This window comes from Henriciella aquimarina, assembly GCF_002088975.1.
GTDB lineage: Bacteria > Pseudomonadota > Alphaproteobacteria > Caulobacterales > Hyphomonadaceae > Henriciella > Henriciella aquimarina.
Genome location: NZ_NCST01000132.1, coordinates 67,761 through 92,751, shown reverse-complemented (window position 1 = coordinate 92,751; position 24,991 = coordinate 67,761). Strand labels below are relative to the sequence as shown.

General features: G+C 63.6%; 23 protein-coding genes and 2 tRNA genes. 21 read left to right on the top strand and 4 right to left on the bottom strand.

All coding sequences use genetic code 11. The annotated features are described in order from the left end of the window. The first annotated feature begins 26 nt into the window (after positions 1–26). Genes gspE through B8784_RS20825 form a run of 11 tightly spaced genes read left to right on the top strand, consistent with a single transcriptional unit; the run spans position 27 to position 8,599 of the window. Positions 27–1,517 carry a type II secretion system ATPase GspE gene (gene gspE, locus B8784_RS20875; protein WP_084400003.1) on the top strand — a complete coding sequence of 497 codons (1,491 nt, stop codon included), beginning with the start codon at positions 27–29 and terminating at the stop codon, positions 1,515–1,517. Between the two features lie 2 nt (positions 1,518–1,519). Beyond that, positions 1,520–2,734 carry a type II secretion system inner membrane protein GspF gene (gene gspF / locus B8784_RS20870; RefSeq protein WP_084400002.1) on the top strand — a complete coding sequence of 405 codons (1,215 nt, stop codon included), beginning with the start codon at positions 1,520–1,522 and terminating at the stop codon, positions 2,732–2,734. Positions 2,735–2,747: 13 nt separating this feature from the next. Beyond that, positions 2,748–3,200 (top strand): type II secretion system major pseudopilin GspG, encoded by a 453-nt coding sequence (gene gspG / locus B8784_RS20865; protein ID WP_084400001.1) that lies wholly within the window; start codon positions 2,748–2,750, stop codon positions 3,198–3,200. Next, positions 3,201–3,686: a prepilin-type N-terminal cleavage/methylation domain-containing protein gene (locus B8784_RS20860; RefSeq protein ID WP_143435666.1), complete on the top strand. Its 486-nt coding sequence runs from the start codon at positions 3,201–3,203 to the stop codon at positions 3,684–3,686. Further along, complete coding sequence (gspI, locus tag B8784_RS20855; RefSeq protein WP_084399999.1) at positions 3,676–4,059, top strand: type II secretion system minor pseudopilin GspI; 384 nt, start codon at positions 3,676–3,678, stop codon at positions 4,057–4,059. Before B8784_RS20860 ends, gspI begins: the two co-directional genes overlap by 11 nt. Continuing rightward, entirely contained in the window at positions 4,056–4,682 is a 627-nt protein-coding gene (gene gspJ / locus B8784_RS20850; RefSeq protein ID WP_084399998.1) for a type II secretion system minor pseudopilin GspJ, read from the top strand. The genes gspI and gspJ overlap by 4 nt, the downstream gene beginning before the upstream one ends. Then, entirely contained in the window at positions 4,679–5,659 is a 981-nt protein-coding gene (gspK, locus tag B8784_RS20845; RefSeq protein ID WP_084399997.1) for a type II secretion system minor pseudopilin GspK, read from the top strand. The genes gspJ and gspK overlap by 4 nt, the downstream gene beginning before the upstream one ends. A gap of 3 nt (positions 5,660–5,662) precedes the next feature. Continuing rightward, positions 5,663–6,832 (top strand): type II secretion system protein GspL, encoded by a 1,170-nt coding sequence (gene gspL / locus B8784_RS20840; protein ID WP_084399996.1) that lies wholly within the window; start codon positions 5,663–5,665, stop codon positions 6,830–6,832. Next, positions 6,829–7,326 carry a type II secretion system protein GspM gene (gene gspM / locus B8784_RS20835; RefSeq protein ID WP_084399995.1) on the top strand — a complete coding sequence of 166 codons (498 nt, stop codon included), beginning with the start codon at positions 6,829–6,831 and terminating at the stop codon, positions 7,324–7,326. Before gspL ends, gspM begins: the two co-directional genes overlap by 4 nt. Then, on the top strand, positions 7,323–8,084 hold the full coding sequence (gspN, locus tag B8784_RS20830) for a type II secretion system protein N (protein WP_084399994.1): 762 nt from the start codon (positions 7,323–7,325) through the stop codon (positions 8,082–8,084). The genes gspM and gspN overlap by 4 nt, the downstream gene beginning before the upstream one ends. Continuing rightward, positions 8,081–8,599, top strand: a complete 519-nt coding sequence (locus tag B8784_RS20825; protein WP_084399993.1) for a hypothetical protein — start codon at positions 8,081–8,083, stop codon at positions 8,597–8,599. Before gspN ends, B8784_RS20825 begins: the two co-directional genes overlap by 4 nt. 42 nt (positions 8,600–8,641) lie before the next feature. On the opposite strand, the gene B8784_RS20820 is transcribed toward B8784_RS20825, so the two are convergent. Together B8784_RS20820 and B8784_RS20815 are read right to left on the bottom strand one after the other, a co-directional pair. Next, positions 8,642–8,717: transfer RNA gene (locus tag B8784_RS20820), tRNA-Asn, on the bottom strand. A gap of 262 nt (positions 8,718–8,979) precedes the next feature. Continuing rightward, positions 8,980–9,053, bottom strand: a tRNA-Cys gene (locus tag B8784_RS20815). Between the two features lie 152 nt (positions 9,054–9,205). Between B8784_RS20815 and B8784_RS20810 the strand changes: the two genes are divergently transcribed. From B8784_RS20810 to B8784_RS20770, 9 genes are all read left to right on the top strand, one after another. Next, the gene (locus B8784_RS20810; RefSeq protein WP_084399992.1) at positions 9,206–9,859 is read left to right on the top strand and encodes a protein-L-isoaspartate O-methyltransferase family protein; all 654 of its coding nucleotides are present in this window, start codon (positions 9,206–9,208) and stop codon (positions 9,857–9,859) included. Between the two features lie 107 nt (positions 9,860–9,966). After that, positions 9,967–11,259 carry a TolC family outer membrane protein gene (locus B8784_RS20805; RefSeq protein WP_084399991.1) on the top strand — a complete coding sequence of 431 codons (1,293 nt, stop codon included), beginning with the start codon at positions 9,967–9,969 and terminating at the stop codon, positions 11,257–11,259. A 102-nt stretch (positions 11,260–11,361) separates the two neighbouring features. Continuing rightward, on the top strand, positions 11,362–12,216 hold the full coding sequence (locus tag B8784_RS22125; RefSeq protein ID WP_084399990.1) for a DUF2497 domain-containing protein: 855 nt from the start codon (positions 11,362–11,364) through the stop codon (positions 12,214–12,216). A gap of 90 nt (positions 12,217–12,306) precedes the next feature. After that, a complete protein-coding gene (locus tag B8784_RS20795; RefSeq protein ID WP_084399989.1) occupies positions 12,307–15,150 on the top strand; it encodes a valine--tRNA ligase in 2,844 nt (947 codons plus the stop codon). Between the two features lie 16 nt (positions 15,151–15,166). Then, a complete protein-coding gene (locus tag B8784_RS20790) occupies positions 15,167–16,189 on the top strand; it encodes an isoaspartyl peptidase/L-asparaginase family protein (protein ID WP_233356271.1) in 1,023 nt (340 codons plus the stop codon). Between the two features lie 12 nt (positions 16,190–16,201). Next, positions 16,202–17,143 carry an aldo/keto reductase gene (locus tag B8784_RS20785; RefSeq protein WP_084399988.1) on the top strand — a complete coding sequence of 314 codons (942 nt, stop codon included), beginning with the start codon at positions 16,202–16,204 and terminating at the stop codon, positions 17,141–17,143. Then, complete coding sequence (locus tag B8784_RS20780) at positions 17,133–17,777, top strand: GNAT family N-acetyltransferase (protein ID WP_084399987.1); 645 nt, start codon at positions 17,133–17,135, stop codon at positions 17,775–17,777. The genes B8784_RS20785 and B8784_RS20780 overlap by 11 nt, the downstream gene beginning before the upstream one ends. A gap of 85 nt (positions 17,778–17,862) precedes the next feature. Further along, a complete protein-coding gene (gene ilvD, locus B8784_RS20775; protein ID WP_084399986.1) occupies positions 17,863–19,590 on the top strand; it encodes a dihydroxy-acid dehydratase in 1,728 nt (575 codons plus the stop codon). Positions 19,591–19,673: 83 nt separating this feature from the next. Next, complete coding sequence (locus tag B8784_RS20770) at positions 19,674–20,057, top strand: hypothetical protein (protein WP_143435665.1); 384 nt, start codon at positions 19,674–19,676, stop codon at positions 20,055–20,057. A gap of 3 nt (positions 20,058–20,060) precedes the next feature. Here the strand turns inward: B8784_RS20770 and xth are convergent, their stop codons facing one another. Beyond that, positions 20,061–20,840, bottom strand: a complete 780-nt coding sequence (xth, locus tag B8784_RS20765; RefSeq protein WP_084400061.1) for an exodeoxyribonuclease III — start codon at positions 20,838–20,840, stop codon at positions 20,061–20,063. A gap of 139 nt (positions 20,841–20,979) precedes the next feature. On the opposite strand from xth, the gene B8784_RS20760 reads away from it, so the two are divergent. Then, complete coding sequence (locus B8784_RS20760) at positions 20,980–23,712, top strand: M1 family metallopeptidase (protein WP_084399984.1); 2,733 nt, start codon at positions 20,980–20,982, stop codon at positions 23,710–23,712. On the opposite strand, the gene B8784_RS20755 is transcribed toward B8784_RS20760, so the two are convergent. After that, complete coding sequence (locus B8784_RS20755; protein WP_084399983.1) at positions 23,661–24,881, bottom strand: CaiB/BaiF CoA transferase family protein; 1,221 nt, start codon at positions 24,879–24,881, stop codon at positions 23,661–23,663. The genes B8784_RS20760 and B8784_RS20755 overlap by 52 nt on opposite strands. Between the last annotated feature and the right edge of the window lie 110 nt (positions 24,882–24,991).

The window sequence follows — 24,991 nt, the reverse complement described above, 5'->3', positions numbered from 1 at the left end:
ATGACGAATGTGGCGGGAGGCAGTCGATGACGGCTCTGCAAGCCCAGAGGACGCTGACCTACGCCTTTGCCCGCGACAAGGGCCTTGTCGTCATGGGGGAAGAAGACGGCGGTGTCAGGCTCGGTGTGCGCGCCGGGGCCGATCCGCGCGCCATCGTCGAGGCGCGCCGCGCACTTGGCCGCCCGCTGCGCTATGAACATCTGGATGCCGCACAGTTCGAGCGCGAGCTCTCGGAATCCTATGCCCGCAGCGCGGTCGATGGCGGCGATACTGAAGCGGCGATGGAAGGACAGGACGATCTTCTCTCGCTGATCGACGACATTCCGCAGACGGCCGACCTGCTGGACGGCGACGATGATGCGCCGGTCGTGCGACTGATCAACGGGCTCATCTATGAAGCCGTCAAACGGCGCGCGTCTGACATTCATATCGAGCCGCATGAGGACAATCTCTCCGTGCGCTACCGCATCGACGGGGTGTTGCAGGAAGTGCTGACCCCGTCGCGGCGCCTGGCCGCTCCGCTGACCAGCCGCGTGAAGGTGATGGCGCGGCTCGATATTGCCGAGAAGCGCATTCCGCAGGATGGCCGCATCTCACTGTCGATTGGCGGGCGCTCCATCGATGTGCGCGTCTCGACGCTGCCGTCGCGCTATGGCGAGCGGGTGACCATGCGCCTGCTGGATACGCGCAATGCACTTCTGGGGCTCAACGAGCTTGGCATGGACGAGGATACGCTGGAGCGTGTGCGTGCCGTGCTGGCCCAGCCTAACGGCATTACGCTGGTCACCGGGCCAACCGGCTCTGGCAAGACGACGACGCTCTATTCGGCGCTGTCGGTGCTGAACAATGGCCAGCGCAATGTGATGACGCTGGAAGACCCGATCGAGTACGGCCTCGAAGGCATCAGCCAGACGCAGATGCACCACAAGGTCGGCCTCACCTTTGCGGCGACGCTGCGCGCCATCCTGCGCCACGATCCGGATGTTGTCATGGTCGGCGAGATCCGAGACCTCGAAACCGCCAAGGTCGCCTTCGAGTTCGCCTCGACCGGCCGGCCCGTGCTCTCCACGGTACACACCAACAGCGCCGCCGGAGCGATCCAACGCCTGCGCGACATGGGTATTGAGCCCTATGTGATCGCCGCGACCATGCGCGCCGTCCTGGCCCAGCGTCTGGTCCGCAAGCTTTGCGACCACTGCAAGGTCGCTCACGAGGCGACCGAGGACGAAAAGGCGATGTTCGGTGTGCCACTGGAGGAGGCCCACGACTTCTATCGCCCGCGCGGCTGCATGGCGTGTTCGCAGACCGGCTATGAAGGCCGGCTCGGCGTTTACGAGCTGCTGCTGGTCGACCAGGAGGTGCGCCAGCTCATCCGCGACGATGTCTCCGACGACGATCTGGAAGCCCACGCCTTCCGCGACCATGACACGCTTTTCCGCAATGCCCGGCGCTATGTCGTGGCGGGCCAGACCAGTGTCGAGGAAGTGCTCCGCGTCTGCCGCAAGGAAGAGGGCTGAGCATGGCCGTCTATGACTATCAGGCGATCGGGACCGACGGGAAGCGCACCTCCGGTGTGATCACCGCCGATTCCCCAAGGGCGGCCCGCAGGGAACTGCGCTTGCGCCAGCTCTCGCCGCTTGATGTCAGCGAGAGCCGCAAGGGCCGCTCGGCGAGCGCCGTCAGCGGGCATGACCAGAAGCTGTCAGGCGCAGACCTGGTCGTCGCCACGCGCCAGCTCGCTCTGCTCGTCAAATCCGGCACGCCGGTCGAGGAGGCCATCGGATCGGTCGCCGCCGAAGCCGAGAAGCCTGCGACCCGCAAGGTCTTCATGGGCGTGCGCTCCTCCATCACGGACGGCTTTTCCGTGCCGGAAGCACTGAACAGCGCGCCGAAAGCCTTCCCGCCTTTCTATCGCGCTGTGATCTCCGCCGGGCAGTCGTCCGGACGGCTGGATGAGGTGATGGACCGGCTCGCCAATCACCTCGAGAAGGCGCGCAAGATCCGCAACAAGATCATGTCGGCGCTGATCTATCCAATCGTATTGAGCGTCATCGCGCTGGTCGTCGTCACGCTGCTCATGATTTTCGTCGTGCCTGCCATTGTCGAGCAGTTCGACACGCTGGGCGAGGAGCTGCCCTGGCTGACCGAGGTGGTGATCGCGGTATCCGGCTTCCTTCGCCAGTGGGGGCTCGTCCTGCTGCTCGTCCTGATTGCGGCGGGCTGGGCCCTGCGCCGACTCTTCCGCCGCCCGGCCATGGCCGAAGCGCGCGACCGGGTGATCCTGTCGCTGCCGGTGATCGGCAAGCTCGCGCGCGGTGTGGCGGCGGCTGCCTTTGCGCGGACGTTCGCGACCCTGTCGGCGAGCGGCGCGCCGGTGCCGGAATGCCTGGCGGCGGCGCGCAATTCCATGTCCAATGCCGTCTTCAGGAAAGCGGTCACCAATGTCCGCCGCCGGGTGGAAGAGGGCGCTTCACTCGCGCGTGCCATGCGGGCCGAGACGGTGTTTCCGCCCATGCTGCTCCACATGGTCGCCAGCGGCGAGCGCGGCGGGGACCTTGCCGGCATGATGGAGCGCGCGGCGAATTATCTCGAGGACGAGTTCGACAATGCCTCAACGGTCGCGCTTGGCCTGCTCGAACCCCTGATGATCGTTTTCCTGGCCAGCATCGTCGCGCTCATCGTGCTCGCGATCATGCTGCCCATCCTTCAGATCAACACACTCGCCATCGGCTAGGAGGAGAGACAAGATGACCCGAAAGCCAAAACCCGCCCCGACCAGTGAAGCCGGCTTCACGCTGACCGAGATCATGGTCGTGATCTTCATCATCGGCCTTCTGTCGACCGTCGTCATGGTCAATGTCATGGGGGCGCGCAGCGGCGCCCAGGTCGAGACGACGCGCGCCCAGCTCTCTTCGCTGAACGGCGCGCTGCAGCAGTACAGCCTCGACATGTATGATTATCCGACCACGGAGCAGGGGCTCGATGCCCTGACCGAGCGCCCGGCCGGGGCGGAAGGCAATGGCAGCTATCGCAAGGGCGGCTACATCAACAAGGTCCCGCTCGATGGCTGGAAGCGGCCTTTTGTTTATCGCAAACCCGCCGAAGATCCGTCGCGGCCATTCGACCTGCTTTCGCTCGGCGCCGATGGCCAGCCAGGCGGCGAAGACGAGAATGCCGATCTCAGCGTCTGGGACCTCTGATTGACGTTCGCGCCCCCCGCCTCCAGCCGCCAGAGCGGCATGACTCTGGTCGAGGTCCTGCTAGTCGTCTTCATCATGGCGCTCGTCGCCGGCTTTGCCGTGATGACGCTGCCGGCGCGCGACTCCTCTGGTGACAGGGCTGTGCGCAAGGTCCGAATGATGGTCCAGACCCTGTCGGATCGCAGCCTCCTGACCGGCGAGGTGGTCGCTTTGCAGGCCGGTGAGAGAGGGCTCGAAGCGCTGCAATGGACGGGCGAGACCTGGCAGCCCATGGCGCTCGCGCCTTTGTCCCTGCCTGACGGCATGCATGTCGAGATTCGGTCCGCCGAAGCCGGCCCGCGCCGTCTGCGCGAGAAGCAGGCGATGCTTGTGATCAACCCGTTAGGGGAGATGCGGGCGGCCCGGTTCGAGATCATCGGGGATGAGGCGACGCGGACATTGAGCCTGACGCCGGACGGGAAGGTGGTGGAAACCGATGCGGGATAAGCGCCAGCATAAGGACGATCAGGGCTTCAGCCTTGTCGAGACGGTCGCCGCGCTTGGCATCCTGTCACTGGCGGCGGTGCCGCTGATGCAGCTCTCCTCGGGCGCGGTGCAGCATACTGCGCGTCTGGAGACGCATCTGTTTGCGCGCACGACAGCAGAGAATGTCCTGGCGCGCGCCATGGCCGACCCGGAGCCTGCCGTGATCGGGCAGACAGCCGGCACGGAAGAGCAGATGGGGCGCATCTATGACTGGATGATGGTGACCGCGCCGACTGGGCAGGACGGTCTGTTGCGCCTGGAAGTAAGGGTCCAGCTGGCGGACAAGGACCAGACACTTGCCCGACTCGTGACACTCAAAGCGGATGCGTCATGACGGAGCGTGCGAAGACACCCGAAGCCGGGTTCACCCTGGTCGAGACGCTGGTGGCGCTGCTTGTCCTGTCGATGGTGTCGGTGGCCGGCGGCAGTTTGCTGCTGCGCGCCAATGATGCAGGCAAGCAGGTTCGCGAGCGGGAAGCCGCTCTTCGTGAGATCGACATCGCCCAGGCCTTCATCCGCAATGACCTCGCGGCCCTGACCGCGCGCGGCTGGTCGCCGCCGGAGTCCGGGCAGGGCCTGCAGACACTGGCCGGCGGAGAGACCAATCGAACCGACGCCCTGATGAGCTTTGTGCGTAGCGGCTGGCTTAATCCAGCCGGTCAGGCGCCGCGCAGCGATCTTCAGGCGGTCCGCTACACGCTGAGCGATGAGGGCGAACTTGTTCGGGAAGCCTGGCTTCGGCCCGACCCGGCACCGTCAACGCCGATGGTCCGGCGCGTGCTGCTTGAAAATGTCGCCGATGTCCGTCTCGGTTTCTGGCGCGGCAGCGAACGGTCAGCCTATTGGGAGGGCACCCCTGTGCCGCCCGCCGATGTCCTGCCTGAGGCAATAGATGTCGAGATCACCTTCAAGGATGGGCGTGCTCTGACAATCACGGCCCGGAGCAATGTGTCATGAGGCCGGGTGAGAGAACAGATGAGGCAGGCGTTGCCCTGGTCACCGTGCTGATGATTGTCGCAGCCATGTCGGCAGTCGGCGTGCTACTCTCGTCGGCGGTGCTGGCGAGCACCGAGCGGGCGAAAACGCTCGATGCCGCAACGCAGGCCGGCTGGTTCGTGGCCGGATCGGCGGAGTTTGGCGAACGCCTTGTCGGTGATCTTGTCGGCGCAACGGAAGGCCGGCTCCATGCGGGCATGCCAAGGCTCGAAGAGCCGCTCGAATTTCCGATCGAGGCCGGCATGATCACCCTGCGTGGCCATGATGCCAGCAATTGCTTCAATGTGAATGCGCTCGGCGCGCCGACGCCGGCTGGCCGTACAGGAACAGACGCACTCCAGGACTATGCCGAGCTTGTCCGCCTCGCCGACATTGACGGGATCGACGAGAGAGCCGTCGCCGCCACGCTGTCCGACTGGATCGACGCCGACCAGTCGCCGGAACTGGGGGGTGCTGAGGACAGCTTTTATCGCAGTGAAAAGCCAGCCTATCGCACCTCCGGCCAGCCGCTGCAGAACCTTTCGGAGCTTCGCGCTGTGCGGGGCTATTCTCCGTCCGTTCTGGCTGCGCTCGAACCGCTGGTCTGCGCCATGCCGTCGCGTGTGCCGCAGGTCATCAACATCAATACGCTCACCGAAGCGCAGGCACCGCTCCTGTCGCTGGCCATGTCCGGGGCGCTTCGGGTTGAGGCAGCCCGCGATGTAATCTTCCAGCGCCCGCCCGGCGGCTGGGAAAGTCTCGAAGTCTTTGCCGCCGAGCCGGCCATTGCCGAGATCGCGCCCGATCTGCGCCGGATGGACATGCTGTCGGTGGCATCCAGCCATATTGGCGTCGATGCGGCGATCGAGTATCGGGGAATACGCCGCTCGGTCGCGCTTCTCTATGCGATCGAGGCGAACGGCCGGGCCAGATTGCTACGGCTGGAAAGGCGAGGGTAGATCTTGGCTGAGCTTTTCATCCTTCTTCCGGGGCTCGACGGTGATGCGCCGCTTTTTGCCTGGCGCGAACAGGGCGGCTGGATCGCGGCCGACACCGGTCCATCCGGCCATGCGGGAAAAGTCCGTGAGGCTGTTGCCATTGCCCCGGGAACGGCTGTCGCGGTGCATCAGGCTGCCATTCCACCGCGCAAGCCGGCCGAGGCGCTGCGCGTCGCGCAGTTCGCGGTTGAGGAGGATGTCGCCGAACCGGTCGAGGCTCTGCACGTCGCACTGGGCCCGGTTGGTTCGACTACGCGGCGCACTATCCATGTCGCCTCTCACGCAGACATGCAGCGATGGATGCGCTGTCTCGAAGAGGCCGGGCTGCCGGAGGCCGACATCATCGCCGCGCATGACTGTCTTCCAGAGGCAAACATGGCCGTGGAAGGGCCGCAGGAAATCCTCTTCAACGCTGGCGACGACGCCTTTGCGCTGGACGCGGATGCGCCGGACGATCTGATCTCCTCACTTGCGCCGGCCAGCCTCGATGCCGTCCATGGCGAGCGGCTGGCAAGGTTGGCGGGCATGACTGCGGCAGGTCCGGCTGTTGGCTCGCGTGAGGATTGGCTTGTGCAGCTTGCCGGCTGGCACGAGCAGGCGCCGGAACGCGCGCGTATTTCCTTGCGCCAGGGCGATTACAGCCTGCGTCAGCCCATGCAGCTAGGCGGGCTTTCCCGCTGGCGGCCAGTGGCAGCGCTTGCGGCTGTCGCAGCCGTGACATGGATTAGCAGTGTCTGGCTCGAGACTTCGGCGCTTCAGGGACAGACCGAGTCGCTGCGGATGCGCACGAACAATTTGCTGAACACGGCCGTGCCGGAGGCGCAGGGCAATCTGCCCGCGGCGCTGACGCGTCTGCAGCAGAAGGAGAGCCGGTCTGTCGGGGCCGTTCGCCCGACCATCATGTCGGCCGCGCTCTATGAAGCCGTCCAGCCGACGGCCAATGCGGAAGTCCGCTCGCTGAGATACGACGCCGATGGCGGGCGGCTCACGGCCACGGTCGTCTTCGATTCCTATTCCGAAGCCGACGCGATCGGCGAGCGCCTGGAAAAAAGCGGCCTTTCGGTCTCGCTCGGCCAGGCCCGCCAGTCCGGCAACCGGGTGCTTGGCGAGTTCGTAATGGAGGCGGGCTCATGAGCAGCTGGTGGAGCGGTCTGTCACTGCGCGAGAAGCTTTTGATCGCCCTGGCGGGCGGTCTGCTGGCCCTGCTGGTCGCCTGGTATGGCATTGTGACACCATCGCTGGATGCGCGCGCAGAGGCCCGTCAGGCGCGTCAGACGGCGGCCGATCAACTCGCCCGTCTTGAGCGGCTGGTCGCGCTTGAGCGGGCGCGCACGCCGGCGACGACCGGCATGACGGTTTCGACGGCCTCCGCGCTCAAACCCGATGCGTTCAAGGCGGCGGTCACTCAGGCCGCCCAGGCCTCCGGGCTCGCCATTTCGCGGCTGCAGGGCAATGACGATGGCCGTTTCGCGCTCGTCTTCGAAGGCGCCGATGCGCGCCAGTTCTTTTACTGGCTGACCCAGGTCGAAGGCCGGCTGGGCGGACGGATCGAGCGGATGAGCCTCGACCAGGCCCAGGATGGGCGCGTGCGCGCCACGGTCGAACTTTCCGGGGAGACGGCGGGATGATGCGCTTTGTCCTAATCCTCATCGCCGTGCTGGCCCTTGCGGGCTTCGCGCTGTCGCAGGTGCCGCTCGGCTTCGCGCTGAGCCGGCTGCCGCTCAATGCGATGGGCGTGCAGTGGACGCAGTCGGAAGGCACGGTGTGGGACGGCCGGGTCATGGGCGTCTATTTCCGCAATCAGCCGGTCGGCGATGTGGACGTTGCGCTGGCGCCTATGTCGCTTCTCTCCTTCAAGCCAGCCCTCGACGTCCAATGGGGCGGGGCCGGCGGTCGCGGCGCGGCGACCCTCGTCCTGGCCGGCGAGAGCACTTACCGGGCCGAGGATGTCCGCCTGGAGCAGAAAGTCTCTGCATTGGAAAGCCTGTCGCCGGACTTACGCGCGATTAGAGGGACGTTTCGCCTGTCGGGAGGCTCGGCGCGAATCGATGATTTTCGCTGCACATCGGCCAGCGGTGAGATCCGGTCCGACACGCTGTCTCTGGCCGCGCGCCAGTTCGGCCGGAGCTTCTCGGACCTGACCGGCACGCTGGCCTGTGAAGACGGCGCTTTCCGTTTCGTGATGCAGGGCGCCGGGCCGGATGGAGACACAGTCTCCGTCAATGGCCGCGCGCATTTGCAGGGAGAGGCCGAAATCAGTGTCGAGGCCGATACGTCCGACAGCGATATCGAAACGCTGCTAGCCAATGCCGGTTTTGCGCGCGAGGATGGGCGCTGGAGCTATGAACGCAGCAGCAGCCAGACAGCCGGAGCCGGTGCCCCATGAAACGAGCCCTTATCCTGACAGTCTCCCTTTCCTTGCTGGCCGTATCGGCCTGTTCGTCCACATCGAAAGAGACGGGAAGCCAAACGGCGAGTCAGCCAGCCGCCAAAGGGCAGGGGGCGGCCTCCGGGCTGATACCGGCTGTGAATGTCGTGCCCGAATCAGGGCTTGGCCCCCAGCAGCTCGAATCGAATGAGTGCGGCCTGTTCCTGTGGAGCAAGACGGACGCGACCCAGTTCATCTTCTTCGAGAAGTCCCAGACGGGCCGGGCGACCATGAAGCTCGGCGCAGAGACCGTCGAGCTCGTCCAGACGGTCAATAGCGGTGTGATCTTTGGGGAGTTCATGACCGAACAGGGCTTCGCCGCGCCAGGCGGAGAACAGGTCATGCTGACCATTGTGCCGGGCGATGAGCTGCAGGGCGGCCAGCGCGTCGAATCGGGCCGGCTCACCGTCACCACGCCGGAAGGCTGGCGCACCGTCATCCCCGTTCTGGGCGTACGCGCCTGCGAGCCCTGAGGCGGGCTTATCTCTTTCGATCATGTCTATGGAGAAGTTCGCTGGCTCCGCGAGTAGGACTCGAACCTACGACCGGGCGATTAACAGTCGCCTGCTCTACCAACTGAGCTATCGCGGATCACCTGCGAGACGGCTCCAATAGCAAACGAAACGCCGGTGTCAAACGCCCGTTTGCAGGCAGCTGACAAAAAAACGGCGGGAGATGAACTCCCGCCGAGGCGTTGGGTGATGGTGGGTGTCTCCAAAGAAGACACGAGTATGTATCGGCGGGATTGGTTAATGGCGGGTAAACCGCATTTCCGAAGTTTGCGGGCTTCCTGAAAGAATTGCCGCATGTCAGGGACTTGGCCGGGACAGAAAATTTCAGAAAGGGAAATGTCTGGAGGCCCCGCCCGGAATCGAACCGGGGTACACGGATTTGCAATCCGCTGCGTCACCACTCCGCCACAGGGCCCTCATCAGAGCGACGCGGACAGATAGCAGCCGCCGGGACCGCTTGCAATCGCATAAAGCGGCCTTTCGCACATAGGTCGCATTGCATGCGGGCGGGGCCTGAGATATTGGCGGATCACCGAAGGCAGAAGAGCTGCGAAAAGGAACGGGGCCATGGATTTCAACAAGATGCGCCGGATCATGGTGGATTCGCAGATCCGCACGAATGACGTCACCGAAACGGGCATCGTCTCGGCCTTCCTTCACACCCCGCGTGAGGCTTTCGTGCCGAAACCGGACCAGTCCATCGCCTATGCCGAATATGAGATCGAGACCAGTGAGGGCCGCGCCCTCTGGACGCCGCGCGACCTCGGCAAGATGCTGAAGGCGCTGGAGCCGGAACCGTCCGACATCGCGCTGGTGATCGGCGCGGGTGCCGGTTACGAGACGGCACTTCTGGCGAAACTCGTCGAGACGGTCATCGCGCTCGAAGACGACGAGACGCTGGTCGACGAAATGACGGCACGTTTCGGCAAGCTCGGCATCGACCGCGCTGTCGCTGTCCATGGCGACCTGAAGGCCGGCCTGCCGGATCAGGGCCCGTTCGACATCATTCTCGTGACCGGCATGATCGAGGAAGCCCCGGAAGCCTGGTTCAACCAGCTCGCCGAAGGCGGGCGTCTCGGCGTCCCGGTTCCGGTGTCTCACGATCTCGGTCGCGGCCGCGTCTATACCAAGTCCGGTGACATCGTTTCCTATCGCGACGCCTTCGATGCCTGTCCACCCAAGCTGCCCGGCTTCGACAAGAAGCGCTCTTTTGTCTTCTAGACAGCGGCTCGGCCTGCCCCCATCTTGAACGCCTGTCAGGAAGTGAACGCTGTTCACTGACTTGCGGTTTCATGTTAGAAACCGGCAGGTGAGAAGGATGAGGGAAGATGTCCAGATATCTGGTCACGGCTGTGCTGGGTCTGGCGGCGGCGGCCATGCCGCTTCCTGCTGGTGCAGACACGCTGCGCGATGCCTTGCTGGCGGCCTGGCAGAATAGTCCCACCTTGGAGGCGGAACGCGATTCGGCGGCCATAGCCGGCGAGCGTATCAACCAGGCGCGCGCAAACCGGCGCCCAACGGTCGATCTGTTCGGCAGCTATGTTTACGAATCGATCGATTCCGACCGGCCTTTCGCCTTCAATCTGGGCGACCGTCCCGTGGCCTCGACACAGCTCGAAGCTCGCTTGCCGGTTTATACAGGCGGGCGGCTGGATGCCGGCGTGCGCCAGGCCAGGGCCGGCGCGATGGCGGCGAATGCGCAGCTCGACAGTACAGGCCAGCGGCTGCTGCTCGACACGGTGACGGCCTATGTCGACATCATCCGCGACCGTGAAGTGATCTCCATCCGGGAAAACAGTATCGATCTGCTGAGAGGTCAGCTCACCGAATCGCAGGATCGCTTTGACGTTGGCGATGTGACGCGCACCGATGTGGCGCTCTCGGAAGCCCGTCTTGAAGGCGGGCGCGCGCAACTGGCTGCCGCGCAGGCCCGGCTGGAGGGCAGCCTTGCCAATTATGCCCAGCTGACGGGGCTCGAAGCCGGTCTCATGACACCCGTGCCGTCCGCGCCCGACCTTCCCGACACGTTTGACGAAGCGCTCGCCATCGCGCTTGAGTCCAATCCCGATCTGCAGGCCGCCCAGCACGCAGAGCGGGCTGCCCGCGAGGCTGTCGATGTCGCGAAAGGCGCGCTGCGCCCGGAAGTCTCCATTATCGGCCAGGCCGGCCTGCAGGAATATCATACCGAAGGCTGGACCGATACGAGCATGAGCGCCGGGGCACAGGCCCGCATTCCGCTCTATTCCGGCGGTGCGAAGACCTCGATGCTCCAGGAATCGAAGCTCGCGCTCAGCCGGGCGCGCACGCAGATCGCCCAGTTCCAGAGAATCATTCGCACGCAGACGGCCCAGGCCTGGTATGGCCATGAGGCTGCAGAGCAGTCTGTTGCCGCCTCCCGGCGTCAGGTCGACGCAGCCGAAATCGCTTATGAAGGCGCGCGGGAGGAACTCTCTGTCGGTGTGCGCACGACGCTCGATGTGTTGCAGCAGGAACAGCAGCTGCTGGAAGCGCGCCTGGCGCTCGCCACCGCCGAGCGCGACCGCTATGTCGCTGCGCATCAGCTGCTGGCCGCGATGGGGCAGTTGACACCGGCGCGTCTGGGGCTTTCCGTTCGGGAATAGCAGTACGGATGTGCACTCGGTGCTCGAATCCGTCATAACACCTCATTAACCGACGCGATGTAGCCCCTAGAGGGGTACCTCATAGACCTTCGGGAGCTGGGAATGGCCGAAAAAGCGCAATCAGAACCGACCATGGAGGAAATCCTCGCCTCCATCCGCAAGATCATCGCCGACGATGGCGAGGGTGCCGGCGGTTCGGGCAAGCCCGCAGCGCGTGCGGAACCGTCTGTTTCGGTCAATGTGTCCGACGAGGAAAATTTCGAGGATCTCTCGCTCGATGATGTCATCGAGCAGAGCGGCGGCAGCGTCGAGGAACTTGCCTCCGATCCGCAGGAAGAAATCGACCCGATCGGGGCGGCCGACGAAGACGACGATCTTCTCTCCGATGTCGATGAGTCGATGTTTGACGACCTTGCCAGCGATGAGGGCACAGAAGCAGAAGCGTCGACGGCCTTCGACGCCGATGAAGGCATCGAGGAACTTGAGGACTTCGACCTGGAAGCCGTGAACCTGGACGAGGAAGAGCCGGTTCTTGCCGCGGATATGCCGCAGGAAAGCTTTGACGAGCCCGCCGCCGAATGGGAACCTTCAATGGCGGAGACGGAAGCTCAGGCCGAAGCAATCCCAGAGCCCGAGCCGACCTTCACCCCGCAAGCCGAGCCAGAGCCGCAACCCACAAGCACCGGACAATCTGCCATGCTGAGAGGCAAGACCGAAACGACCCAGGCCGCCAGTGAAGGCCTCACCGACGAACGCATCGCCGGCGCTGCCGCCAGCGCGCTTGGCAAGCTCATGGTCAAGCAGTCGGAGGACACCGACAACCCGAACACGCTGGAAGGCCTGATGACGGAAATGCTCCGCCCGATGATCAAGGAGTGGCTGGACGCCAACCTTCCGGCCATTGTGGAACGGAAAGTCGAAGAGGAAGTACAGCGCATCGCCCGCATGGCACGCTAGAACCTCACGATAACTTTGTTATAGAGACGAGGCGCGCCCTGACCGGCGCGCCTTTTGTTTGTGTTTTTGACGAATGGACTGACGAAAAGAATGCTCGACCAACGCTTCGATCCGCAGAGCGCAGAAGGCCGTATCTATGAGCGCTGGGAGGAGGCAGGCTGCTTCCGTCCCTCCGGCGATACGAGCGCGCAGGCCTATTCCATCGTCATCCCGCCGCCGAACGTCACCGGCGTGCTGCATATGGGCCATGCGCTGAACAATACGTTGCAGGACATCCTGGTCCGCTTCGAGCGCATGCGCGGCAAGAATGTCCGCTGGCAGCCAGGCACCGACCATGCCGGCATCGCGACCCAGATGGTGGTCGAGCGCCAGCTGGCTGAGGCCGGTGGCAATGAGAGCCGTACGAGCCTCGGACGCGAGAAATTTATCGACCGCGTCTGGGAATGGAAAGAGCAGTCCGGCGGACAGATCATCAATCAGCTCAAACGCCTCGGGGCCTCCTGCGACTGGGAGAATGAGCGCTTCACCATGGGCGACCGGCACAATCCGGACGACCAGATGCAGGAAGCCGTCCGCAAGGTCTTCGTCGATCTCTACAATGAAGGGCTGATCTATCGCGACAAGCGCCTGGTGAACTGGGACCCGCATTTCCAGACGGCCATCTCGGACCTGGAAGTCGAGAACCGGGACGTGAAGGGCCATATGTGGCACTTCAAATACCCGCTCGCCGGCGGCGAGACCTACACTTATGTCGAGAAGGACGAGGACGGCAATGTCACGCTCGAGGAAGAGCGCGACTACATCTCGATTGCCACGACGCGGCCGGAAACCATGCTTGGCGATGGCGCGGTGGCGGTCCATCCTGATGATGAGCGCTATGCGCCGATTGTCGGCAAGCTGTGCGAGATCCCGGTCGGCCCGAAGGAGCATCGCCGCCTGATCCCGATCATCACCGACGATTATCCCGACCCGGATTTCGGCTCGGGCGCGGTGAAGATCACCGGCGCGCATGACGAGAACGATTATGGCGTTGCCCAGCGCAACAAGATTCCGATGTACCGGCTCATGGACGACCGCGCGCAGATGCGTACGGATGGCGGCTCTTATGAGGCGGCGGCGAGCAAGGCGAAGGCCATCGCGGCGGGTGAGGTGACGGCCAGCGCCGCCGAGGTGGACGCGCTGAACCTCGTGCCGGAAGCCTATCGCGGGCTCGACCGTTATGAGGCCCGCAAGCAGGTCGTCGCCGACATCGATGCCGACGGCCTGATGATCGAGATCGAGGAGAAGCTCATCACCCAGCCTTTCGGCGACCGCTCCGGCGTGGTGATCGAGCCGATGCTGACGGACCAGTGGTTTGTGAAGGCCGAAGAGCTCGCCAAACCGGCGGTCGAGGCCGTGCGCTCGGGCGAGACCAAGTTCGTGCCCGAGAACTGGGCGAAGACCTATTATAACTGGATGGACAATATCCAGCCCTGGTGCATCTCCCGCCAGCTCTGGTGGGGGCATCGGATTCCGGCATGGTTTGGACCGGACGGGACCATTTTTGTCGCCCATGATGAGACGGCTGCGCAGGCGAAGGCCGATGGTCACTATGGCAAACCGACCGAGCTGGTGCAGGACGAAGACGTCCTCGACACCTGGTTCTCCTCCGCCCTCTGGCCGTTCTCGACCCAAGGCTGGCCGGAAGAGACCGAGGCGCTGAAACAATACTATCCGACCAGCGTGCTCATCACCGCGCATGACATCATCTTCTTCTGGGTCGCCCGGATGATGATGATGGGCATCCATTTCATGGACGAGGTGCCTTTCCACGACGTCTACATCCACGCGCTCGTTCTCGACGAGAAGGGCCAGAAGATGTCGAAGTCCAAGGGCAACGCCATGGACCCGCTGGAACTGGTCGATGAGTATGGCGCCGACGCGCTGCGCTTCACCTTTGCGCGCCTCGCCGCGCAGGGGCGCAATATCCGCCTCTCCAAGGGCGCGGTCGAAGGCTATCGCAACTTCACCACCAAGCTCTGGAATGCGGCGCGCTTTGCTGAGATGAATGGTTGCGAATTCGGCCATGCGCTGACACCCGGCGAGCTGAAGCTGCCGCTCAACCGCTGGATTGCGGCCGAGCTTGGCAAGGCGGCCGGTGCGATCACCGAGGCCCTCGAGGCCTATAAGTTCAACGAAGCCGCCGACGCGCTCTACCAGTTCATCTGGAACGTGCTCTGCGACTGGTATATCGAGCTGATCAAGCCGGTCATGAATGGCGAGGACGAGACCGCCAAGGCCGAAACCCGCAAGACCTGCGGCTGGGTCATCGACCAGACGCTGAAACTGTTGCACCCGTTTACGCCCTTCGTCACCGAAGCGCTGTGGGAGCAGACCGAAGACGAGAGCCGCGCGCGCGAGGACTTCCTCATGGTGCAGGACTGGCCGGCCTTCGGGGATGCCTGGGCCAACGCGGAGGCCGAAGCCGAAATGGCCTGGGTGCTCGACACCGTGTCCGAAATCCGCTCCACGCGCTCGGTCCTCAACGTGCCGGCGGGTGCGCAGATTTCCGCGTCGCTGATCGGCGCTTCCGACAAGGTGAAAGCCTGGGCGAAGGAGAACGAGACCCCGATCAAACAGCTCGCCCGGCTCGGCAGCTTTACCGTCACCGAGGACAAGCCGGCCCGCGCCGTGACGATTGCCTCGGGCGACGAAACGGTTGCGCTGGAAATCCTGGATGTCATCGATCCGGCCGCCGAGATTGCCCGCCTCGACAAGGAGATGGGCAAGCTCCAGAAGGACATTACCGGCACCGAGAAGAAGCTCGCCAACGAGAACTTCGTCGCCAAGGCGCCGCCCGAGATTGTCGAGGAAAACCGCGAACGCGTGACAGAATGGACGGCAACCCTTGCCAAGCTCTCTTCGGCCCGCGAACAATTGGCGTCGTTCAGCTGACCGGAGGCTACTCAGATTGACCCGTGCCATCATTCCCCTTCTGCTATCGCTCATGATTGTCGCCTGTGGCTCTGAAACGGTCGCCGAACCGGGAAGCGAAGCTGCCGCCGCTGAAGCCGAGACGCCGGAATGGCGCATCGTCATTCATGGCGGGGCCGGGGTCATCCTGCGCGAAAATCTGAGCGACGAGCAGGAAGCCGATTACCGCGCCGCGCTGGAAGTCGCACTCGATGCGGGGGCCGAAGTTCTGAAGGAGGGCGGGACCTCGGTCGATGCCGTGCAGGCTGCGGTCCTGACCATGGAAGACAATACGTTGTTCAATGCCGGCAAGGGCGCGGTCCTCACAGCTGCGCGCGAGCATGAGCTGGACGCTTCCATCATGGACGGGCGTGATCGCAATGCCGGCTCGGTCGCCGGTGTGAAGCATGTGAAAAACCCGATCCTGGCCGCGCGTGCGGTCATGGACCATTCCGAGCACGTCATGTTTGCCGCACAGGGCGCGGATGACTTTGCCGAGTCGGTTGGCCTGGAAACGGTCGAGAACAGCTATTTCACCACCGAACGCCGCGTGAAGGCGCTGGACCGCGTGCTGGAGACCCGCAGCCGCACCGATGCCGACCGGCATGGCACGGTGGGCGCGGTCGCTATCGACAAGGACGGCAATCTGGCCGCAGCCACCACGACAGGCGGGATGACGGCCAAGGCGCCAGGCCGGGTCGGCGACTCACCACTCATTGGCGCGGCGACCTATGCCCAGAACGGCGTCTGTGCGGTCTCGGCCACCGGCCATGGGGAATATTTCATCCGGGTCGGCGTCGCCAAGACGATCTGCACCCGCGTCGAGCTTGCCGGAGACAGCATTGGCGCGGCCGCCGAGAACGCTCTCGACCAGGTCGCAGACCTTGGCGGCGATGGTGGTGTCATCGTCATGGGCGGCGAAGGCCAGTATGACTATGTCTTCAACTCAAAGGGCATGTATCGCGGCATGATGGATTCGACAGGCGCGGTTGAGACGGCCATCTTCGAGAAGAAGGACTAAAAGGAGACCGCCATGCAAAAGCGCACGCTCGGCCGCACCGGTGCCGAGATCGCGCCGCTCGTGCTGGGTGGCAACGTGTTTGGCTGGACCGCCGACCAGGCCACCAGTTTCAACCTGCTCGACGCCTTTCTCGATCACGGTTTCAACGCCGTCGATTCCGCCAACATCTATACACGCTTCATTCCCGGCAATGAGGGCGGCGAATCCGAGACCGTCATCGGCAACTGGCTGGCCGACCGCAAGCGCCGTGATGATCTCTTCCTGATCACCAAGGTCGGCGGGGATATGGGCGATGGCAAGAAAGGTCTTTCGGCCGATCAGATCGTGGCCCGCTGCGAGGAGTCGCTGAAGCGCCTGAAAACCGATCATATCGATCTCTATTTCTCGCACTTTCCCGATCCGGAAACCCCCATCGAGGAAACGCTGGAGGCGCATGACCAGCTGGTGAAGGCTGGCAAGGTGCGCTTCGTCGGCGGGTCGAACTATGATGCAGCCGGGCTGAAAGCGGCGCTCGATGCCGGCGAGGCGTCGGACCGGGCCTCGTACGATGTGCTCCAGCCGCACTACAATCTGATGACGCGCGAGGAGTATGAAGGCCCGCTGGAGGATCTCTGCCTCGACTGGGATCTCGGCGTCATTCCGTATTTCGCGCTCGCCATGGGCTTCCTGACCGGCAAGTACAAAAGCGAGGCCGATCTCGACAAGAGCCCGCGCGGGCGGCGCATGAAGGACTGGTTCACCGACCGCAACATGGCGCTGCTCGACCTGATGGAAGAGGTCGCTCACGCTCATGATGCGACCATGGCGCAGGTCGCACTCGCCTGGCTGATGGCCCGGCCGAGCGTCACCGCGCCGATCGCCAGTGCGACGCGCATGGCACAGCTTGAGGACATCATGGCGGCTGCAGAGCTCCGCCTGTCGGCTGAAGAGATGAACAAGCTCAATGCAGCCTGAAGCACACGTGTCGGACGTGATCCTGCGCGACGCAGAGGCGGGCGATCTCGATGCCCTTGTCGCCCTGTCGCGCAAGACCTTCACCGACAAGTTCGGCCATCTCTACAAGCCTGAAGACCTGTCGGCCTTTCTCGACGCCGAGCATGGCCATGACGTCTATCGCACGGCGCTTGCCACGCCGGGTACTTTGGTGCGGGTCGGCAAAACCGGGGACGGGGCTCTTGGCGCCTATCTCGTCTGCGGGCCGCTGACTTTGCCAGCGGAAGCCGCCGAGCCCGGCGCTGTCGAACTGAAGCGCCTTTATGTCGATCAGCCGCTGCAGGGCAGGGGGCTTGGCACGAGGCTCATGGAGGAGGCGTTCGCCTGGGCCCACGCGCAGAACGCGCCTGAAATGTATCTCAGCGTCTTTTCGGAGAATGACGGCGCGAGACGGCTCTATGAGCGCTACGGTTTCGAGAAGATCGGCGAGTTCCTCTTCCCGGTCGGCAATCATCGTGATCTTGAATTCCTGATGCGCAAGCCGCTCTGCCCCGGTGCACCGAGTGGTGTACTCTCTAGTGCACTCTCCAGGTGTACCGTCAGCTGCACCGCCGGGGCAGAAATTGCCCGGCCTGCATCCGGTCGGAGGTTTTGAGGAAATTTATGCCGCATAGACTAGCCCTCCGGGGCTGCGCATTCTATGAGGCCCGCAACAGTTTATAGAGTGGAGACCGCCAGCGATGAGCAAGACATGGGACAAGTCACGCCTGCCGTCGCGCCATGTGACCGAGGGTCCGTCGCGTGCGCCGCACCGCAGCTATTATTACGCCATGGGGCTGTCGACCAAGGACATTCAGAAGCCCTTCGTTGGCGTCGCCTCCTGCTGGAATGAAGCCGCGCCCTGTAATACTGCGCTTCTGCGTCAGGCCCATGCTGTCTCCGAGGGCGTGAAAGAGGCTGACGGCACGCCGCGCGAGTTCTGCACGATCACCGTGACCGACGGCATCGCCATGGGCCATGAGGGCATGCGCTCCTCGCTCGTCTCCCGCGAAGTCATCGCCGACTCGGTCGAACTCACCATGCGCGGGCATTCCTATGACGCGCTGGTCGGGATTGCCGGCTGCGACAAGTCCCTGCCGGGCATGATGATGTCCATGCTGCGGCTGAACGTGCCGTCCGTCTTCCTGTATGGCGGATCGATCCTGCCGGGCCGCTTCGAGGGCCGCGACGTCACCGTGCTCGACATTTTCGAGGCAGTTGGCGCCCATGCCGCCGGCAGCAATGACATGACGGACGAGAAGCTGAATGCGCTGGAAAAGCTCGCCTGTCCGGGCGACGGCGCCTGTGGCGGGCAATTCACGGCCAACACCATGGCGTGTGTGTCCGAGGCGATCGGGCTCGCCCTGCCTCTGTCGTCGGCGCTGCCGGCGCCCTATGCCAATCGCGACGAATATGCGGTTGAGTCCGGCAAGACCGTGATGCGCCTGATCGAGACCAATCTGCGCCCGCGCGACATCTGCACGCGCGAGGCGTTCGAAAATGCTGCCGTTGTGGTGGCCGCGACCGGGGGCTCGACCAATGCCGCGCTTCACCTGCCGGCCATGGCGCACGAGTGCGGCGTGAAATTCGAGCTCAAGGATGTCGCCGAGATCTTCCAGAAGACGCCCTATATCGCATCGCTCAAGCCCGGCGGCGACTATGTCGCCAAGGACTTCGGCGAAGCCGGCGGCGTGCCGATGCTGATGAAAACCCTTTATGAAGAAGGGTTTATCCATGGCGACTGCATGACGGTGACCGGCAAGACCTGGGCGGAAAACCTCAAGGATGTGACCTGGGATCCGAGCCAGAAAGTCATGCGCCCGGCCAGCGATCCGATCACGAAGACCGGCGGTGTTGTCGGGCTCTGGGGCTCGCTTGCCCCCGATGGCGGCATCGTGAAGGTGGCCGGCCTGAAGAAGCTTCAGTTCCGTGGCCCGGCCCGTGTCTTTGACGGCGAAGCCGCTTGTTTCAAGGCGGTCGAGAACCGCGACTACAACGAAGGCGACGTGCTCATCATCCGTTATGAAGGTGCCAAGGGCGGCCCGGGCATGCGCGAGATGCTGTCGACAACGGCAGCGATCTACGGTCAGGGCATGGGTGACAAGGTGGCCCTCATCACCGACGGGCGCTTCTCGGGCGCCACGCGCGGCTTCTGCATCGGCCATGTCGGCCCGGAAGCGCAGGAAGGCGGCCCGATTGGGTTGGTCGAGGATGGCGACATGATCAGTATCGACGCCGAAACCGGCCGGATCGACCTTGAAGTTGACGAGGCGGAGCTTGAAAAACGCCGCAAGGCCTGGTCGCCGAAAGAGACCCGTTATGGCTCCGGGGCGCTTGCCAAGTTCGCCAAGCTTGTCGGGCCGGCCCATCTTGGCGCGGTCACCCATGAAGGCTTTGAGGGCGAACGTCACGTCTATGCCGACATCTGATTGGCTGGAAATCGCCGGATCGGTGCCAAATTGTGGCCGTCTTGTTCAGTGAGGCTTCACGCACAAGCTGATATGAAGATGCCATGAGACACACTGTTATCCTTCCAGCCCTTTTGATGAGCGCCGCCGTCCTTGCGGCGCCGCACGCGTCTGCTCACTCGGCCTCCACCCGGGCCGAGTGCCAGGCTCAGGCAAAGACCATCAAGGCCGAGCAGTCGAAGCTGAAGACGCTGACGGCCAAGCGTGACGAAATGCTCGAAGAGGTCGAGGCTGCCGGTGAAACCTGGGAAGCCGCTGAAGTCACGCGCCTTTTCGGTGATGAGGAAGCGGCCAAGGCGGATGCGGCCAAACAGGACTATGAAGCGCTCAAGGCCGAGCTGCGTGAGACGGAAAAGACGCTTCAGACCCGAGCCGCCGACATGAACGCCGATGTGGCTGCTTACAACAAGCAGTGCGCCACGAAGTAGGCGCTAGTCCGACAGTTCGGCGATGATCGGCACATGGTCTGATGGTTTCTCCATCTCCCGGGCCTTCTTGAAGATGTCGACACTTTCCAGCCGGTCGGCCGCCTGCGGTGAGAGCAGAAGGTGGTCGATTCGGATACCGTGTCCCTTCTGCCAGGCGCCCCCCTGATAATCCCAGAACGTGTACTCGTGGGCGCGCCCGTCGGCGGCTTCATAGGCATCGGTCAGGCCGAGCCATTTGAGCTGACGGTAAGCGGCGCGCGAGTCCGGAAGGGCCAGCGCATCATCGCGCCAGACGGCAATATCCCAGCAGTCTTCATCGCGCGGAATGACATTGTAGTCCCCGGCGAGAATGAAGGGTTCCTCCTGCTTCAGCCAGCCTCTGGCATGGGCGGCCAGCCGGTCCATCCAGCCGAGTTTGTAGGTGTATTTATCTCCGGGGGCCGGATTGCCGTTCGGCAGGTAGAGGGCGCCAACGCGAACAGGCGTGTCGGCCATGATGAGCGCTTCGACATAACGGGCCTGATCATCCCCGTCGTCGCCGGGCAGCCCCTTCTGGATGTCCTCCAGCGGGAACTTCGACAGAAGCGCGACGCCATTATAGGTCTTCTGGCCATTCACAGCGCAATTGTAGCCGAGTTCCTCAATTTCGAGATACGGGAAGGCATCGGTCTCGCACTTCAGTTCCTGCAGGCAGACGACATCGCAATCGATGGTCTTCAGAACCTCCAGAACAGTGGGAAGCCGGGCCTTGATCGAGTTGACGTTCCATGTCGCTATCTTCATGCCGCCCGTATAGGCGGGATTCCCCCGATGCGCCATTGGCTGGTAACGAAAAAAGAATCGTCTAGCTGATGTAAGGGCGGGGTGGGCTGATTGATCCCGCATTGGCCTGGATGCTGAGCCAGAAAGGGGAGGCGGGCGAATGAAACATGTGCTGGGGTTTTTGGGAGTCATGCTGCTGACGGCTGTTGCGGCCTGTGGGCCAACGCCGCAGACGCAGCCGCCAGATCTGGCCGAACTCTACGCCAATGCCCCGCGCGGGCCCTTGCCTCAGGGCGTGCGCCCGACCCTCTACAAGCTCGACATGGACATCGACCCGCGCCAGTCGCGTTTCAATGGCACGGTGACGATCGATCTCGACCTGGACCGGCCGGCAACAGGTGTCTGGCTGCATGGTCAGGATCTTCAGATCCGGGATGTCACGGTCTGGTCGCCGGGCAAGGAGCCTGAAGACGGCATCTGGCGGGATGTCCTGAAGTCCGGCGTCGCCTGGCTGGGCTTTCCGCGGCCAATGGGGCCGGGGCAGGTGACGGTCGAAATCGACTATGCTGCCGCCTTCGACGCCAATCTCGCCGGCATGTTCCGCGTCGATGAGCAAGGACGCGCCTATGCGCTCGCCAAGTCGGAGAGCATTCAGGCGCGCCGCTTCATGCCGGGCTTCGACGAGCCGCGCTTCAAGGCGCCGTTCGATGTGACGCTGACCATACCGGAAGAGGATCTTGCGATTGCCAACACGCCGGAAAAGACCAGCGAGCCGGTCGATGACGGCAAGACAAGGATCGCTTTCAAGCGCTCCCGGCCCTTGCCCACATACCTGCTGTCGCTGGCTGTTGGCCCGTTCGAAAAGGTGCAGGGGCCTTCGCTTGCGCCGAATGCGGTGCGTGAGGTTCGCATTCCGCTCACCGGCTATACCCGGGTGGGGAAGGGCGAGGACCTGTCCTATGCGCTGATGATGACCGAGCCGATGGTCACCTTTTTCGAGCGCGCTTTCGGTTTGTCTTATCCCTATGAGAAGCTTGATATCGTCGTGGCTCCGGAATGGCCGAGCGGGGCAACCGAACTCGCCGCCGCGATCACCTATCGCGAAAGCCGCATCCTCTATGGCCCGACCAGTGGGCCGGCCGCACGGCGTTCGCTGCTCAACATTCACAGCCATGAGCTCGCCCACATGTGGTTCGGCGATCTCGTCACGCCGCCCTGGTGGGATGATCTCTGGCTGAAGGAGGCGTTTTCGAGCTGGGCGACCGGCATCGTCCTGTCAGAGCTCGAGCCGGAGGGCGGTTATGGGCTGGACGCATTGGCCGAGAACCTCAATGCCATGCGCCTCGACAGCCTGAACAGCGCCCGCGCCGTACGTGAACCGATCACGATGAACGAAGATATCCGCAACGCTTACGATTCGATCACCTACGACAAGGGCCAGGCCGTGATCGGGATGGTCGATTCCTATTTCGGGGCGGAGACGTTTCGCCCGGCTCTCGGGCGCTACCTGAAACGGTTCGAGGATTCGGTGGCCGACAGTCCGGACTTCTTCGAGGTTATCGGTGAGGAAACCGACGAACCCGATCTCACCAAGGCGTTCCGGAGCTTTGTCGAACAGTCCGGCCTGCCCACCGTCCGGGCGGAGCTTGTCTGCGAGGAGAACAAGGCCCCGACAGTGGAATTGGCGCAGAGCCGATACGAGCCGCTGGGTAGCCCGATCGAGGAGGAGCGGCGCTGGACCATTCCGTACTGCATGGTCACCGGGGCGGAAGAGGGCGCCGCGCGCCATTGCGAGATGATTGACGGGCGCACACACTCCATTCGGTTTGAGGCGATGGAGACCTGTCCGGCCTGGATCATGCCCAATGCCGAAGGGCGCGGCTATTGGCGCTTCGACATGCCGGAGACGCAGTGGGCGACGCTGGCCGTCAACTTCCCGAAGCTGAGCGGCGGGGAAGCGCTGACTGCGATTGATAGCGCGATGGCAAGCTACGAGGCGGGCGGGATTTCGCTGAGCGCGCTCATGGCGATCGTCAATGCCGGGGCCATTCGCCCGGAACGCCAGGTCGTGCGTCAGGCGATGCGGGCGTATGGCGGCCTGGCGCCCCTGACGGTCGGCGACGAGGCTGCCGAGGCCGGTTTTCAGGCTGAGATCATGCGTGTTTTTCGCCCACGGCTGGAGGCGACCGGCGAGACCGACGACGAAAATGACCGCATTCTGCGGTCGCGGCTGGAATCCTTCCTTGCCCGTGACGGGAAGGACCGTGACCTCCGCACGGCGTTTGCCGATGCCGCAAGAGCCTATGTCGGGATGCGGAGCGCCGAGGACACGCGCAAGCTGACCAGTGACGACTTCTCCACGGCCCTGGCCATCGCCATGCAGGAAGACGGCAAGCCTTTTCTCGACAATCTGCTCGACAGCATCGCCTCCATAGATGACCCGACCTTCGAGCGCGCGGCCGCCTATGCCATCGGTGAAAACAATCGTCCGGAGCTTGTCGATGACATTCTGGAGCTGGCGCTCTCGCAACAGCTCGGGACTCGTGAGAACTACACGATCGTGCAGGGGCAGATGCGTCAGCCGGAAACGCGCGACAGGACATGGGCCTGGCTGCAGATCCATTATCCGGAGTTTGTGGACATCATCCCCGGCCAGCGGCCCCGCTCAACACCGCGCCTGGCCTCCAGCCTCTGCAGCGCCGAGGGCATCAGGGAACTCGAAAAGCTGTTCGAGCTTTACGGCTCCCTGGCCCCGGGCCATGAGCGAGCGCTTTCGGAAGCCATCGAAAGCATCCAGCTCTGCATGGCCTTCCGCAAGGCGAAGACCGAGGATGTCCAGACTTATTTTGCCCGCTTTGTCCCGTCCGATATGACACCGGAGTCGAGCAACTGAACGAGGTCGTCCTGACTGCGCCCAAGGCTCGCCAGAATATCGCGGGTGTGCTGGCCATAATGGGGAGCCGCGCCTTTCGGCCCATCGTCTGCGCCGGGGAAACGGACCGGGGAGGCCGGGGCTGAGTAGCTCGACCCGTCACCGGCCGAGGAGAGGACATCGACGATCCCGCCGGCGGCCTTGACCTGCGGGTCCTGTGCGGCTTCGGCCAGGGTCTGGACTGGCGCCCAGGCGATGGCATGCTCATCGAGGCGCCTTGCGGCCTCCTCGCGGGTGAACTGACCAAATCCGGCATCGAGAATGTCGACGCATTCGCGGGCGTTGGCGCGTCTGCCCTTGGCGGAATTGAACCGCTCGTCATCGATCAGGTCTTCGCGTCCGATCACCCGGCAGATCGGTGCCCAGTCGGATTCCCCCTGACGGGCAACAATACACAGCCAGTGATCGTCGGCTGTGCGGAAGAAATTCATGATTGGCACGGTCTGCTCATGCCGGGCCTTGGTGGAGCCCAGCCGTCCGAAAAAGAGCTGGATCGCGAAGTCCGACCCCATTGTGTAGAGCGCGGTCCGCAGGAGGGAGGCTTCCACGAGCCGCCCCTTGCCGGTGCGGCCGGCCTCGACCAGCGCGGCACAGATGCCGGCGGCCGCGGAAATGCTGGTCGTGTGATCGCCAAAGGCGGTTCGGCAGGGGAAGGGCTCCTGGCCTTTCGGGATGGTCGCGCTTGCCGCGCCCGACCGGGACCAGAAGCTCGCCACATCGAAGCCCGGCTTGTCGGCATCCGGTCCATCGAGGCCGTATCCGGTCAGGCTGCAATAAACGAGCTTCGGATTGACTGCTTTCAGGCTGTCATAATCGAGCCCGGAGCGGGCCAGCCCGCCGGGGCGGACATTTGTGAGGAAGACATCGGCGCTTTCGGCCAGTTCCCTCAAAATGGCCTGACCGGCATCGGTGCGGGTGTCGAGGGCGACGGACTTCTTGCCGCGATTGTCGAAGTCGAAGACAGGATTGTCCTGGATGTCGGTGCCGAGCGTCTTGAAGAATTTCCGGATCGGATCGCCGCCCGGCGGTTCGATCTTGATGACTTCAGCGCCCCAGTCGCTGAGAATGCTGCCGGCGCCGGGCGCGGCCATGTAAGTCGCGTATTCGATTACGCGGATGCCTTCGAGCATAAGGTTCCTCCCCTGTTATCTTTCTGCAATTGCGGGATTGGTAAACTGGAAATTAACCGCCACAGATCAATTGTCAGCAAATCAGATTCGGGCCCTAGAGAAGGCGTGTT